Here is a 15742-nt window from a genome sequence, read left to right on the forward strand (position 1 = left end):
TATAAGCCCTTGTACTGTGATGTGAGTGATTTTTCAAAAGCTGTGATAAATCTTGGTAACTATCTATGATTTTCCAAATTAAACAAACTTCTTGGTTATATGTCAGTCTCAGTATTTTAAGTTTGTGTTTAGCATTTACCATTACACCTGTAAAAGCATCTGCACCAGTAACAACCACAGTTCTTTCTTCTCAACCTAGCAATTGGCTAGAGCAAGGACGGAATCTCTACCGTTCAGGACACTTTACAGAAGCAGTAACGATTTGGGAAACGGCAGCACGACAGTATCATAGCCAAGGCGATCGCCTAAACGAAGCCCTAAGCTTGAGCTACCTTTCACTGGTACAACAGGAATTGAATCAATGGGAAGCAGCCAGCCAATCTATTGAGCAAAGCTTGAAATTGTTGCAAACCTCTATTCCCTCTGCTGATGCAATTCTCTGGGCGCAGGCGCTCAATACCCAAGCAAATTTGCAATTGCACAATGGCAAAGCCGAAACTGCCCTTGAAAATTGGCAACAAGCTCAAAAATATTATGAACAAGCAGGCGACAAAATGGGCAGCTTGGGTAGTCAAATTAACCAGGCACAAGCTTTACAAAGTTTGGGATTTTATCGCCGTTCTAAACAGCAGTTGGAGGATCTCAATCAAAAGTTAAAAGCAATGCCAGATTCAGAAATTAAAGTGAGTGGGCTGCGATCGCTTGGTTTAGCTTTGCAAATAATTGGCGACTCTAGCAAGAGTCAACAGGTGTTAGAGGAAGGTTTGGCGATCGCTCGTAAAATTGAAACTACACCTCAGTTGAGTTCCATCTTACTCAGCTTAGGAAAAACCAGCGTTGATTTGCACCAGCCAGAGGTGGCATTAGATTACTTTCAACAAGCAGAACAGCTAACTACAAATCCAAGCGATCGCTTACAGGCGCGTTTAGCTCAGTTTAAGCTTTTCCTCGATTATGATAAGTCTGAGTTGGCTACCACACTCGCACCTCAGCTACTACAACAACTTGGAGAACTACCCCCTAGCCATACCTCTCTTTACGCAGCGATCCATTTTGTTGCCATCCTAAATCGACGGTCAAATCCTGACCAAATCTTACCACTGAAAGACCTGGCACAACTGATGGCAGTTACAGTCAAATCTGCACAAAAAATCCAAGATGCTCAAGCAGAAGCTTATGCACTGCATCAGTGGGGAAAACTCTATCGTCGGACAAAACAGTTATCACAAGCACAGGAATTAACTCAGAAATCCCTCAACATTGCGCGTCAACTCCAAGCTGACGAGATCATTGCTCAATCGGCTTGGCAGGTAGGACAGTTATATAAAGAACAAGGCGATCGCCCAGAAGCAATTAGTGCCTATACTGAAGCGGTCAAAGCTTTAAAGTCAATTCGGGGGGATTTAGTTGCTGTCAACCCCGATGTTCAGTTCTCTTTTCGTGAAAGTGTGGAGCCTGTTTACCGCGAACTGGTCGGTTTACTTTTAGATCGGCAACCAAGTCAGGCAGCACTAATGCAAGCCCGTGATTTAATTGAGGCATTGCAAGTTGCAGAACTCGATAACTTTTTCCGGGAAGCTTGTTTAGATAGAGCGCAGCAGATTGACCAAGTTGACCCCAGTGCAACTGTTATTTATCCGATTATCTTGCCAGATCGCCTCGCAATCATCCTCTCTAAAACCGGACAACCTTTGCGTTATTACGTAACACAAAAATCTCTTGCCGATATCGAACAAACTCTAGAAAAATTATTAGTTAGCTTCAATCCTGTCTCAGATTCGCAAGAGCGCGATCGCTTGTCCCAAGAAGTTTATAATTGGCTAATACGTCCGGCGGAAATGGATCAAGCCTTCAAAGATACCAAAACATTAGTATTTGTTTTAGATGGTCGATTACGTAATATACCTATAGCAGCTCTGTATGACGGTAAGCAATATCTGATCGAGAAGTATGCTATTGCCCTCTCACCAGGAATGCAATTAATGGCTGCGCGATCGCTCCAGCAAAATCATATTGGTGCGATCGTTGGTGGCATCAGTCAATCTCGTAATGGCTTTAGCGCTTTACCTGCCGTCGAATCGGAAGTTAAGCAAATATCAAGGACAATGCCATCTTCAACATTGCTAAATAAGCAATTCACCAGTCAAGCCCTGGCCGATAGCGTCAAATCTAGTAGTGCAGGTATTGTCCATCTAGCAACCCACGGACAGTTTAGCTCCCGCCTTGAAGATACCTTCCTACTAACTTGGGATGGAGAAGTCAACGTCAAGGAATTGTCCGAACTCCTCAAAAATCGGGGTAATGAGCCATCGAAAGCGATTGAGTTGCTAGTACTGAGTGCTTGTGATACAGCAGCAGGAGATGATCGCGCCGTTCTGGGACTAGCAGGACTGGCTGTCAAATCTGGTGCCCGCTCAACCATTGCCACTCTCTGGCCCGTCAAAGATAAAGCAGCCGAAATGCTGATGACGCGCTTCTATGACCAACTGCGACAGCCCAAAATCTCTAAAGCCGAAGCCCTGCGGCAAGCCCAAATTAGTCTGCTCCGCCAAACTGATTTCCACGATCCTTTCTTTTGGTCTGCCTTCGTTTTAGTTGGTAACTGGCTGTGAAGGAGTTAACAATTCAAAAATAAAAAATAAAAAGTAAAGAGGTCTGGACAAGAAAATTGAAATTTATTTTTTGCTCTCAACTCCATTTAAATCCCTCACGAAATCAGGGATTTGGTGAGGGATTTAAAGTGCAAGGTTCACTCTCAATACTGTTTGGTTAAGCCAAGAGATGCGATGAATCGCTATCTCTACAATCATGAATGAGTCTTTCATTTTGATGATAATTTATCGCATCTTTATAATCTCGAACTCTCATCAAAAAACCTTAACCGAACCGTATTGGCTTCACCCTATCTTCTGATATCTTGACCTCTTTTGGATCACGTAAATTTACCCATTAAATATCTAAATAAATGTCAGAATCATTACACCATAACCAGCAAAATTCATTTATTATATTTGTAGTAGGTATTGAAAGCTTTGGCTGTTAGCTGAACTGATTTTCCAAGCTGTTCCCACAATCAGAATAAATGTACTTAAATAGGTCAGCGTAAAGAATTATCGTTGGGATAAGGCAGGGAACAGGGGGCAGGAGGCTTAGGGAAAAAGGGTTTTAGCCTTGTTTACCTTTCTTCACACAGTTTGCTTTTATTAGACCGACTTACTTTGTATTACCATTTCTCGAAGGAAGCGCAACATCATGAAACGTCGATATTTAGCTAGTGCATTAAGCGTCATCGCTCTGCTTGCTAGTGGTACATGGAACAGTGCCTATGCTGTGACATTTACCCCACCAATCACCAATAGTACTCCCAGCCAAGCAACGGGAGGAGCTTCCCGTGGTAATTTTTTTATTCCTACTTCTGGTAAAGGCGCTCCCAGCCAAGCAACGGGAGGAGCTTCTAGAGGCAACCTCTTTACACCTATTGCAGGGAAGGGTACGCCTCAACAAGCAACAGGAGGAGCTTCCCGTGGTAGTTTGTTTACACCTACTTCTGGTAAAGGCACTCCTCAACAGGCTAGTGGGGGAGCTTCCCGCGTTGGTACTTACTACTTAAATCCTGCAACTACAGGATCGGCAGGCCCAGCAGCCCTAATCGCACTCCTACCGCAAAGCTTCTATGGCACAACTGTGTCTGAACGCCCTACAATTCTGGTATATCTCCCGACTTCTAATGCAGAAGAAGCTGTGTTTAGCCTCAAGGATGAAACTGGCAATACGCAGTATCAAATGACCATTCCTATTGCTCTCAAAGCTGGCGTGATCGCTGTAAAATTACCAGCTGATGCACCCACTTTAGCAGTTGGGAAAAACTACCATTGGTTCTTAGCTGTCAAAGTGGATGGACAACTCAGCCCAAGTACGCCTTATGTTGATGGTTGGATTCAACGCATCCAGCCTACAGCTGAACTGGCAACAGCGATGCAGCAGAAAGATGCTTTGAAGCGGGCGGCAGCTTTTGGTAAAAATGGAGTTTGGTATGACTGTGTGGAAACACTTGCAACCCTACATAATGCTCAACCGACAAATGTGACTCTTACCAAACAATGGGAAGAACTCCTTTCTTCAGTTAGCTTGAAGGAGATTATCACAGCCCCGTTATTCGCATCTGCTAACTAACAGCAATTTGGGTATGGGGCATTGAGCTAGGGGTATGGGGTTTAGTTATTTTCCCTAATCCCTGCTCCCCAGTCCCTAATCTCAGCTTCCCAGTCCCTAATCCCCAGTCACCATGTGGCGTAGATTCCAGACCTTTATCCAACGTACTCGTAGCGTTTTGATTATTACTCCCACTGTTGCTTTGACTGTCATTGTCGGGCAGTCATTGGGATTTTTCAATTTGCTTGAATGGAAAATTCGTGATGAATGGGTTCGTCAGCGATCGTTTCCGGCGATCGCAGATGAGATTGTGATTGTCACAATCGATGAGCGCGATATCCAATCAGTGCGTAAGTGGCCAATTCCAGATTCGGCATTAGCAAAATTACTAGAAAAGATTAAGGCGCAGCAACCCAGAGCCATCGGACTGGATCTCTATCGAGATTTACCGGAGGGAAGCGGACATGAAGAACTGGTCAAAATATTCCGTAACACTCCCAATTTAATCGGTGTTGAGAAAATCATCGGGGAGCGTGTCAATCCACCACCAGAATTGAAGAAACTCGATCAAGTTGGATTAGCAGACTTGGTGTTGGATGGCGATCGCTTTGTGCGTCGCGCCCTCCTGACGGCAGTTGATGCCAAAGAGCAAGGTACGCTCAAAGCTGGGCTGGCAACTCAGGTGGCGCTCAAGTATCTGGAAGCCGATAAGATCACCTTAGAAAGTATTGACCCCAAGCGGCAAAAGTTTCAGTTGGGCAAAGCAATTTACCTCCCACTGAACAATCAAGAAGCAGGCTACTCCGATGGTGATTTAGGCGGGTATCAAATTCTGCTCAATTGGCATGGAACAGATGCGGCATTTCGGACAGTTGCCATGCGCGATGTTTTAGCAGGACGAATTCCAGCCAAGATGATGCGCGATCGTATGGTGTTTATTGGCTCAACCGCCGCTAGTACCAATGACTTCTTTAATACACCCTTCAGTTCCTCTTGGATATCTACTCAAAAACCTACGCCTGGGGTTGTTGTCCATGCCAATATTGCCCATCAACTGGTACAAGGGGCAAAAACCGGCAAGGGAACCTTACACGGCGTTTCTAGCATAGCTGCGTCACTCTGGATTATTTTATGGTCTGCGATCGGTTCTAGTGGTAGTTGGCTCTTATCCAGTAGCAGACTACGGATTCCTGGCGGCAAAATTCTTTGGGCAACTATAGGCATCAGTGGCGCATATATCACGGGTGGCTATGGGATATTTTTGTCTGGCATTCTAATTCCAGTCACACCCGCTTTAGCCGCATTCATCAGCAGCGTGATTGCAACAACAAATGCCTATAAACAGAGGCAGTTAGAAAAAGCAAATCAGCAACTAGAAATTGCCAACGCTCAACTATTTGATTATTCCAAAACTCTGGAGTTCAAAGTTGAAGAGCGAACTCATGAACTGTTGGAGGCAAAGCAAGCTGCTGATGCTGCAAATGAAGCAAAGAGTGAGTTTCTGGCAAATATGAGCCACGAGCTACGCACACCGCTTAATGGCATCCTTGGTTTTGCCCAGGTGCTAGAAGTATCACCAAACATGACAGAGAAAAATCTGGAAGGAATCAGCATTATCTACCAATGTGGAACACATCTCCTGATGCTGATCAATGATATTCTCGACCTTTCAAAAATTGAAGCTCGTAAATTAGATTTGGTTGCGACTACTGTAAATTTGTCCACTTTCTTACATGGTGTCACTGAGATTTGCAGTATTCGAGCGAAACAGAAAGGGATTGCATTTAATATTTTAATCAGCGATCGCTTACCAGTTGCCATTGAAGTCGATGAAAAGCGGCTACGGCAAGTTTTGATCAACTTACTAGGCAATGCTATCAAATTCACAGACAACGGTAGCATAACGTTTAAAGTGGAGGTACTGGGGGCAGGGGACTGGGGACTGGGGACTAGGAACAGGGAAAATAACCAATACCCAATCCCCATTACCCCTTATCCCCAGAGGGGACCCCACCTTCCCCAATCCCCAACAATCAAGATTCGCTTCCAGATTGAAGATACAGGTATTGGGATGTCACCAGACCAACTAGAGAAAATCTTTTTGGCCTTTGAGCAAGTAGGTGAAGCTGGACGAAAATCTGAAGGTACTGGGTTGGGATTAGCAATCAGTCAAAGAATTGCGACATTAATGGGAAGCCAAATTCAAGTACAAAGTCACCTGGGTGAAGGTAGTCTTTTTTGGCTAGATTTGATTGTACCAGTACCAGTTTCCCATGACTGGCAGATAGAAGCTATGTTTACGCCGACTGTAGATGCAGCCCCAACTCACCAGAAAATCATCGGTATTCGGGGTAGTGGGCCTCAAATTCTCATTATCGATGATGATATTAACCATTGTTCGATGTTGGCTAATTTACTCCAAGGAATTGGCTGTCGAACCCTGGAAGCAAGTGACGGCAAACATGGGCTACAAATGGTAACTGATCATCACCCAGATGTAATTCTGCTGGATTTAGCCATGCCTAATATGGATGGCTTTGAGTTCATGGTTAACTTACAAGAAAATCCCCAAACCCATACTATTCCGATTATTGTCTCTAGTGCCAGTGTATTTGAAGAAAATCGGCAACGCAGTTTTGAAGCAGGGGCTACAGCATTTTTGCCAAAACCCCTACAAATTGATGAACTATTTAATGCACTGCGATCGCTGCTAAGAGTGCAGTGGATTTATGCTGAATCCACACCTCAAAAGTTATCTTACCAGCCCGAACAGAAAACCAATGCTGAATTGGTTCTGCCATCACAGGATGTTTTACAACAACTTTATCATCTGTCAATGATGGGAGATATTCCGACGATCGAAGGAATAATCAAAGAGTTAATTCAGCAAGATAGTCAGCTAATTCCCTTCGCAACTGAGTTAAGCCAATTTACTGTCAACTTCCAAACCGGAAAAATCCGTAAGTTCCTTAAAAATTTTGTAACAACTGAGTCACATCAATGATGCTTGAATCTTTCTTGAAGCCAATGCATATACTTTTGGTAGACGATAATCCCAACAATCTCAAAGTGCTATCAGAAGCCATTCAGAGATGTGGTTGGAAAACACTCATGGCAACCGATGGAGAATCCGCCATTGAACAAACAGAATACGCCATTCCCGATCTCATTCTCTTGGATGTGATGATGCCAGGTATTGATGGATTTGAAACTTGTCGTAGACTGAAAGCAAATTCCATCACTCAGAATATTCCGGTCATTTTTATGACTGCTTTGGCTGATGCGACAGACAAAGTTAAAGGACTAGAAATTGGTGCAGTTGACTATATTACCAAACCCTTTCAGCACGAAGAAGTCATTGCTCGATTAAAGTTACATCTAAACATCTCCGACCTTACCCGTACTCTAGAACAAAGAGTGCAAGAACGCACTGTAGAATTAAGCCAATCTCTACAACAATTACAACAAACCCAATTACAACTAATCCAGAGTGAGAAAATGTCTACTCTCGGACAACTTGTTGCAGGCATAGGTCATGAGATTAATAACCCAATTAGTTTTATTAGTGGAAATTGCTCTCATATTGAAGAATATGTGAAGGATCTCCTGCGTTTGGTGAATCTCCAACAGCAAAAGCTACCACATCCAGACCCAGAAATTGAAGAACTCGTTGAAGAAATTGACTTAGAGTATCTGGTTGAAGATTTACCAAAAATTCTGGGATCAATGCACCAGGGGATTAGTCGTCTCAAAGACATTAGCCTCTCTCTAAGAACCTTTGCTCGAGCTGATATCTCATCTATGATCGAGTTTCAGATTCACGAAGGCCTTGATAGTACCTTAATGCTCTTAAAACATCGATTACAAGATCAAGGAGAGCGCTCTAAAATCGAGATTGTCAAACAATATGGTGAGTTACCTCCAATTACTTGCTATCCCGGACAACTGAACCAGGTATTTATGAATATTATCGCCAATGCTATTGATGCATTTGATGACCTCCACCAAAACCACTCAGTTCAAGAGATTGTTGCTACTGTCCCTCACATCATTACGATCGCTACATCAGTTGAGCATCAGCAAAAAACTGTTACAATTTGCATCGAAGACAATGCTTTTGGTATGCCTCCTGAAGTGCAAGCTAGAATTTTTGAACCATCTTTTACAACTAAAGCTGTGGGCAAGGGAACTGGGCTAGGATTAGCTATCAGCTACCAAATTATTATTGATAAGCACAATGGACAAATCAACTGCTTGTCAACTTTTGGAAAAGGAACGAAGTTTATCATTACTCTGGGAATTTAAATATACGCTGCTGAAAATGAGAAACAGCCTGAATTAAATCAGCTTGAGATGGATAGCAAGTATGATCAGTTATATGCTCACGTAACCACTGCCAAAGATGTTCAACAGGCATAAAATCAGGACTATAGGCGGAAAGGGGCTTTCAACTTGGATGGGGTTTATATGAGACTTATGCAACTGCTATCTTTGAGGAATGGCTTTTTAGCATTAACCTTTAGTGCGATCGCTTCAGCCAGTGGGTTAATCACAGGTTGTACTAGTACTGCTTCCCAGAACCAAAGCCAAGCACTAAAGGCAACCGCTGCCAATGCTAACGAGAAGCAGATGATGAACCACGGTGGTGGCATGAATCACCGCATGGGAATGGATTTAGGCCCAGCCGATGCTAATTTTGATTTACGATTTATCGACGCGATGATACCGCACCATCAAGGGGCTGTGGAAATGGCGAATGTTGCACAGGTGAAATCAAAACGTCCTGAAATCAAAAAATTAGCAGACAATATCATCAAATCGCAAAAGCAAGAAATTACTCAAATGAAGCAGTGGCGACAAGCTTGGTATCCGAAGGCGGGAGATAAACCAATGGCTTATGACAGTCAAATGGGACATACAATGGAAATGTCATCTGACCAAATGCAAGCTATGATGATGAGTCAAAATTTGGGTGCGGCTGATGCTGAGTTTGATTTGCGCTTTATCAATGCGATGATTCCTCACCACCAAGGGGCTGTAACAATGGGGCAAGATGCCTTGGGTAAGTCTAAGCGCCCTGAAGTCAAGAAATTAGCCCAAGAAATTATTAAAGCCCAAGATATAGAAATTAAAGAAATGCAACAGTGGCGGAAAGCTTGGTACAACAAGTAATTCGTAATTCAGGATAGGTGTTTGGTTATTTCAGGAGAGCTAGGGTCGGGTCAATCTAAAATCCAAAATTGTCTGGCCAGTCTTGGCGCGAAGATTTTTTGAAATATTGTGTAGTACAAAAAGGTCGGCGAAGCAATTTTTTTCTAATGCTGGTTCCATTCTCCTCAAACACTATCAAATGCAATACTTGCTCTAGGAAACGCCGTTTGTCAAAAATACCTTGAATCAGCACCTCTAGTTCAGTTGTACCCTTGGCAGGAAAGTCCTCGCCATCAATGGTACGCCAGGGTAAAAACTCCTGCCAATCTGAGGTTAATGTACTGACTCGTGCCCGATTTCCATAAGTAATAGCTAGGAATATATTGTAGGAAAATAGCTTCGGTATTTGTTCGATGTAGGTCTGAATTCGCTGATAACCTTCTTTGAAAGTAGCCTGTTCATCACTGGGCTGACTTGAGACAATAACTGCCAAAGGTAAACCGTTGATAAAGACAACTACATCAGGATAGTGAGCATAATTCCCCTCAACTACAGTCAAGGGATGAATAGCTAGCCAATCATTGTTTAGTAGATTAGACGTATCAATGAGCGACACTGTGTCATGAACTATTTCTTCGTTACACAGGAATTCAACTTCCGCACCATTGGTCAATAATTTGTGAAAGCGACGGTTATTTTCCAGCAAGTCCGAACTCGGAATGCAAGTAACCTGATGAATAGCTGCGGCGATCGCTTCATCAGGTTTTTTTGGGTTAATTTTCTGCAAAGCCTGATGGAGGCGCTGATACAAAACCACGTCACTATAACCACTCCGCCCGATCTGGTGCTTACCCAAAGCAATATCTGGCTCTAATAAAACTGTATAGCCAATAACCTCGAACCAAGTAAGCAAAGATGGTGCGATCGCTTTGCCTGCCACAGGTATCCCTTCTCTACCCTCGTATCGCTGGCTTTTAAGTAGGGGTATCGCAGACTGTGTAAGGTAAAAACGGCGGCGAAGTTTTCTTGTAACACGACTCGCTTTGACAGTTATTTTTTTTAGCTGTGCTGGATTCATGAAAAAGCTTGTGCCTAGTTTATTGGCATTAGTTGGTATATTTTCGACGGAGTAAGTAAGTCGGCGTAAAAATTTGTCCTTGGGATAAGGCAGGAGGCAGAAGGCACGAAGGAAGAGGGTTTTAGTCTAGTTTATCTTTCTTCATATAGTTTGGTTTTATTGTGCCAGCTTACTCATACGACTTAATACTAACTATCAAAGCTGAACTCGATCGGCAAGATTGTATCCTGCACTACATATTACCAATAATATTGGTAGAAATGTAAATGTAATAGCATCGAGGCATGACAAATAACAAATCCCTCATTACTACCGCATAGTAATTTGAGGGATTTGCATTCTGTTATTTTCTGATAGTGACAAAAAAGGCTATTCTTTCTAGCTAATTGCCTTCTTTTTCTTCAAGCATCCTCCTAACAACCCAGCAGTTAATACTATTCCTCCAAGAGTAGATGGTTCAGGTACAGTAATAGTCACAGGTTTTACACTCACATTATCCAAGTATAAAGAACCATAGCTAGCTCTACCACCCAACTTTAACTCTGTAGATGATGTTGTCGCCACAAAATTTAAGTCATATTGTGTGAAAGGATTTCCAGCAACATTTGTAGTATTTATTCTATCAAAAACTTGATTTCCATTGACAAAGGCCTGAAATATATTATCAACTTGACTGCCATCTTCGTCTGTCCCTAAAAAGAAACTGAGATTATAGTTACTACCGATAGTTGTAGCCAAATTCTGGGATATATAAGCAGGATTTACAAATGAACCAATCGATAAACCTTGATTGCCACTATCATGCTGAGGAAAATTGTTAATTATAATCCCTGATGTATCAAATGGATCGCCAGATTTAATCCAGTCTGTAATATTAGGATTTGGAACATTGGGATTGTTAGGATCTACGAGAGGGTCGAGTTCAAAGCTTCCATTTCTAACAAGTTCTACTGCTTGTGCTGCGGTATTATAAATATTGGTAATCACCACAGTACTAGCTAAGGTAGTGGTAACACCAAAAACAATAATTGAGAGTTTTTTAGTTAACTTCATGAAACTTGACTCCAAATAATTTCAAATTATGATACTTCAAACAAGTTGATACTTACAGCCATTACTTTGTCAATTTGTAAAGCTAGTTTGAGGGTTTGTAGTAAGCACTTTAGGTCTTTTGAAGAAGAATTCAGAAGTCAGAATCAAGACGCGACGCTCGCTCGTTCTCCCTTGGCGTCTCCCCTTAGGAGAAGACTCGCTAACGCTGCGCTATTCAACAGTCATACAGAATTCAGAATGAATTCTGACTCCTGAATTCTGTTCGATAAAATAAAAGACTCAAGGTTCTTACTACCAATTAAACTTGACAGACTTCTGCATCAGGTTTAATCATCCCCATCATCGATTACTTCATCCCCATAGTTTTCTCCTTGATGCTCAGGTGTAGCTTTCACACTCACATCATCCAAATATAAAAACCCATACTTGGCTATAGAACCAAACTTGATCTCCGTTGATGTTGCTTTCGCTTTAAAATCTAAAGTGTATTGCGTGTAGGGTTGGTAAGGAGTATTCTTTTTCACAGAAACTTTTTTTCCACCTATAAAAACCTTAAATTTATTCTTCAGGTTAGGTGCCTCTTCTATGGATGAAAAATAGTAGGTAAGTTGGTAGTGTTGACCACGAACTGTAGGGATAGTCTGTGATATGTAGCTAATACCTGAAAATGAACCAAGCGATAAACCTTGATTACCAGTGTGAGGAAAATTGCTAATCGTAACACCTGATATATCTATCGGCTCACCGGATTTAACCCATCCTGTAAGATTTGAATTCACAATATTGGGATCGTTAGGATCTGCGAGAGGATCGGTTTCAAATCCCCCGTTGATAATCAGTTCTTGTCCTTCTGCTTGTGCCGCCGACTTATAAGTATTGGTAATTACAGCAGTATAAAGGAAGGCAGTGGTCAAACTGCAAACAATAATTGAGAGTTTTTTAGTGAACTTCACAAGACATGACTCCAAATAGTTCAAAATTCACGGCAATGACTACTTAATTGATTTACTTTCTGGTGATTAATTAAGGCGCAAGAAACCCATAATTATTTCTGAAGATATTCTGGGCAGTAGTACCAGTTAAGTAGGTAGAAAAACTTTGTGCTGTCGTTAAAACTGTAGTTCTGGTGAGTATACCCAGTGGATAGACAATCGGATCGCTCTCTGTTGTTAGGGCAGTTTCTACGACTCTTACCTTGTTAGAAATGGCAGCATCAGTCTTGTAAACGGCACCTGCATCGATAGTTTTATTTACGCCTCCAATCGTGACAGAAGCTTTGTTTTCAACAGCAGTTAAAACGTTACGCACATTGCTAGCAAGATATAATTTGGGGGTAAGAGTACTGAAAATACCTCGGCTAGTGAGAACTTGTTTGGTATAATTTCCTGCTGGCACAACTGGAGGAGTACCTGTGTAGTCACCTATGGCAACACCACTAATATTGGCATTGGTCAAACCATTGAAACTAGTGAGAGCAGCACTACCAGCACTAACAGGAGGTGTCGTAGGAGCAATTAAAACTAGACGATTTCTAACAATATTCTTACGGCTACCTGCAACCAATTTACTAGGGGTTGAATTCTGCAAGACATCTATTTGATCGGTGGCAGCAGAAATGAAAATATCTGCTGGCGCTCCTGCTTGTATTTGACTTAGTAAAGTACCAGAAGCACCAAATGTATAAACAATGTTGACGCTTGGGTTAGCAGTTTGGTATTGAGTTTTAATGGCATTCAGGGCGTTTGTTAAGCTGACAGCCGCATATACGTTAAGTGTGGTTACTGAGCTTGCTGGTGATAAGTTGACAAACTGAAAGCCTATTACCAGCATCAGGCTGGTAAATGCCGTAGCAATCCAAGCAATAAGTCTTCTTCTGTTCATGAAAGTTATAGTTGGGGGAAAATATTACCTAAAAGTCTGATTTTTGCCATACTTGACTGACGCACCGGTATGTGAAAAACCAGCCACAGAGATGGCAGAGGATATGGATGAATGGGAGTTAGAGAGGGGTTTAGCGTCAGTTCTACGCATAATAAACTCTTGGAAACAAACGGCCAATCACAATTGCTAAAAGCATTAGCAGTATAATGAGCGGTTTATTATTTCCAAGTAGAATTACACAAACAGCGAGTGAAATGTATTTAGTGATGAAATAATATCAGCTAAATATACTAGTTACCAACTTTTTTGGTTATGAAACCCTGACAAAAAGCTAGGGTAAGTACATATAAATCCTGAAAAAGCCCTGAATTCTTTATAGAGCATCGGTTATAGATAAAATCACCAGATAGCTTCTAAATATCTAAAATTCTCATTTATACCAACAAAATACTTTTAGCTATTGTTTTGTCTAACTTTTTTGGTAAAAGAAGTGGGGAGCATCTCACTTTTATAAAAACACGCCTGCCCTGGCGAATAGAATGAGACTGTTGGTCAATTCACGGTGGGTTAGACCCCCTATTAATTCGCCAACAGTCTCATAGAAATCGCCTGGTATATTTGCTAGTAAGCTAATCGGCATTCAAATTGCATAATCAGGGCGCTCATGTTGTCTACCCTACAAGATATTGAGGAAATTTTGATATGCAAATTAGATGTGTTTTAGCTTAAACAGCGATCGCATCCAGAAGTGCTTATAACTAATCCGCCCATACAATGCACACATAATTCTTTATTTGTATAAAAATATATTTAAACTTTTATAGTATCAATAAAAAAATTGATTTAACATACGCCTAATGATAGATAGATTTTATTAAAAAAACAGTTTAGATTTGTAACAAGTTACACAGAACTAGGTAAAACACATGGCCAACATAATTGACACTGCCACTAACAATGGTTCTTTCAAGACACTAATTACAGCAATCGAAGCGGCTGGTTTGGAAGATACACTGAAAGGCGCTGGCCCATTTACCGTCTTTGCACCTACTGATGCAGCGTTTAATAAGCTTCCAGCAGGTACAGTAGACGCATTACTGAAAGATCCTGCAAAACTCAAGAAAATCTTGACCTATCATGTTGTTTCAGGCAAAGTACTGGCTGCTGATGTCGCTAAATTGAAGACAGCTAAAACAGTTGAAGGTGCAGATGTCAAAATTGACGCTTCTAATGGCGTTAAAATAAATGATGCAAAAGTTACAACAGCAGATGTTGCTGCTGATAACGGTGTCATCCACGTAATTGATACAGTTTTGATTCCTGCATAAGCAAGCGTCAGAATAGCGAATGCTATTTCTGGGGCGGCGACTACCTATAGTCGTTTTTTAATTACAGTCTGGTTGGATGTTTTTTAGTAAATACCAACTACCAACAAATCCATCTAGACAGTATCTAGATGGATTTATTGTTTCATGCATGTAGAGACGTTGCAATTGCTAGTCTCTTTTGAGCTGTTGTACGGGGGCTTTACCCATCACATCGCGTAATCAAATTTTTAGTTTTGCCAAACCTAAGTAACGGATACCTTCGGGGGAAATATCAAAACGGCAAGGTAGTACTTCTAAACCGAGAGCGATCGCATCTCGTAATAATTTACCATATATAGGATCTGTGCGATCGCCAGGAGAGAACTCGATACAATCACCGCGATTGATAAAATAAAGCATCACTGCGCGAGTTAAAGGTAGTAGCGCCATTAGTTCTCGCAAGTGTTTTTGTCCTCTTGTAGTCTCCGTGTCTGGAAATAGGGCTAATCTTCCCTCAGACAAAGTTGTATTTTTCACTTCTAAATAAATCGGGCGTTCCTCATCACTCCCCGTCAAGAAAAAATCCACTCGACTTTTTTTGTCTAGTCCATAAACTACCTCGCCCTTGATTTGGCTATAGTCGCCCAATTCTGGGAAAAGGTGTTTCGCCAAAGCTAGCTTTACCACCCGATTGGGCAAAAACGTATTTATGCCTACCCAAGTTGGCTCGTTGTCATGTACCTGAATTAGTTCTAAAGTGTAAGCCAATTTGCGGTTAAGATTATCACTTTTGGAAAGCTGTACCGCACTTTGAGGAATCGATACTCCAGTCATAGGCCCTGTATTGGGACAATGTGCTGTCACTATCTCGCCAGAAGTCAGTTGAACATCTGCAAAAAATCGCTTGTAACGCTTGAGTAAAATACCAGAATACAAAGGTGGGTAACGGTAAAGCCAATCGATCATTATGGAACCTTGTTGCTGCTAGTAGATATATAGATATAGCAGCGATTGTTTCGGCTGACATTTAATTCTCAAACAATGTTAGCGCCATACCTCCGACGGGCTACGCTTACGCTCTCTTTTTCGGTGCGTTAACGGTAGGATAACGCACCTGATG

The 15742-nt window shown here is 41.8% G+C and carries 11 protein-coding genes; 6 read left to right on the forward strand and 5 right to left on the reverse strand.

The annotated features are described in order from the left end of the window. Positions 1-65 precede the first annotated feature (65 nt). The 5 genes from V7L07_RS29585 to V7L07_RS29605 all read left to right on the forward strand — a co-directional run bounded on the left by V7L07_RS29585 (position 66) and on the right by V7L07_RS29605 (position 9324). Positions 66-2612, forward strand: coding sequence for a CHAT domain-containing protein (locus V7L07_RS29585; protein WP_335062808.1), 2547 nt, complete (start codon positions 66-68; stop codon positions 2610-2612). A 640-nt stretch (positions 2613-3252) separates the two neighbouring features. Then, the gene (locus V7L07_RS29590) at positions 3253-4173 is read left to right on the forward strand and encodes a DUF928 domain-containing protein (RefSeq protein WP_335062810.1); all 921 of its coding nucleotides are present in this window, start codon (positions 3253-3255) and stop codon (positions 4171-4173) included. Between the two features lie 112 nt (positions 4174-4285). Then, the gene (locus V7L07_RS29595) at positions 4286-7156 is read left to right on the forward strand and encodes a CHASE2 domain-containing protein (RefSeq protein WP_335062812.1); all 2871 of its coding nucleotides are present in this window, start codon (positions 4286-4288) and stop codon (positions 7154-7156) included. Beyond that, positions 7156-8457, forward strand: coding sequence for a hybrid sensor histidine kinase/response regulator (locus V7L07_RS29600; protein WP_442936098.1), 1302 nt, complete (start codon positions 7156-7158; stop codon positions 8455-8457). The genes V7L07_RS29595 and V7L07_RS29600 overlap by 1 nt, the downstream gene beginning before the upstream one ends. A 171-nt stretch (positions 8458-8628) precedes the next feature. Continuing rightward, positions 8629-9324 carry a DUF305 domain-containing protein gene (locus V7L07_RS29605; protein ID WP_335062816.1) on the forward strand — a complete coding sequence of 232 codons (696 nt, stop codon included), beginning with the start codon at positions 8629-8631 and terminating at the stop codon, positions 9322-9324. A 55-nt stretch (positions 9325-9379) separates the two neighbouring features. Here V7L07_RS29605 and V7L07_RS29610 read toward each other — a convergent pair whose 3' ends face one another. From V7L07_RS29610 to modA, 4 genes are all read right to left on the reverse strand, one after another. Then, positions 9380-10381 (reverse strand): type I restriction endonuclease, encoded by a 1002-nt coding sequence (locus V7L07_RS29610; RefSeq protein WP_335062818.1) that lies wholly within the window; start codon positions 10379-10381, stop codon positions 9380-9382. Between the two features lie 378 nt (positions 10382-10759). After that, complete coding sequence (locus V7L07_RS29615) at positions 10760-11434, reverse strand: PEP-CTERM sorting domain-containing protein (RefSeq protein WP_335062819.1); 675 nt, start codon at positions 11432-11434, stop codon at positions 10760-10762. Between the two features lie 326 nt (positions 11435-11760). Continuing rightward, a complete protein-coding gene (locus V7L07_RS29620) occupies positions 11761-12387 on the reverse strand; it encodes a DUF642 domain-containing protein (protein WP_335062821.1) in 627 nt (208 codons plus the stop codon). Positions 12388-12457: 70 nt separating this feature from the next. Then, positions 12458-13315, reverse strand: a complete 858-nt coding sequence (gene modA, locus V7L07_RS29625; RefSeq protein WP_335062823.1) for a molybdate ABC transporter substrate-binding protein — start codon at positions 13313-13315, stop codon at positions 12458-12460. A 926-nt stretch (positions 13316-14241) separates the two neighbouring features. On the opposite strand from modA, the gene V7L07_RS29630 reads away from it, so the two are divergent. Further along, positions 14242-14643: a fasciclin domain-containing protein gene (locus tag V7L07_RS29630; RefSeq protein WP_335062824.1), complete on the forward strand. Its 402-nt coding sequence runs from the start codon at positions 14242-14244 to the stop codon at positions 14641-14643. A gap of 219 nt (positions 14644-14862) precedes the next feature. Here the strand turns inward: V7L07_RS29630 and sfsA are convergent, their stop codons facing one another. Further along, complete coding sequence (gene sfsA / locus V7L07_RS29635) at positions 14863-15588, reverse strand: DNA/RNA nuclease SfsA (RefSeq protein ID WP_335062826.1); 726 nt, start codon at positions 15586-15588, stop codon at positions 14863-14865. Positions 15589-15742 lie beyond the last annotated feature (154 nt).

The organism is Nostoc sp., from assembly GCF_036916985.1.
GTDB lineage: Bacteria > Cyanobacteriota > Cyanobacteriia > Cyanobacteriales > Nostocaceae > Nostoc.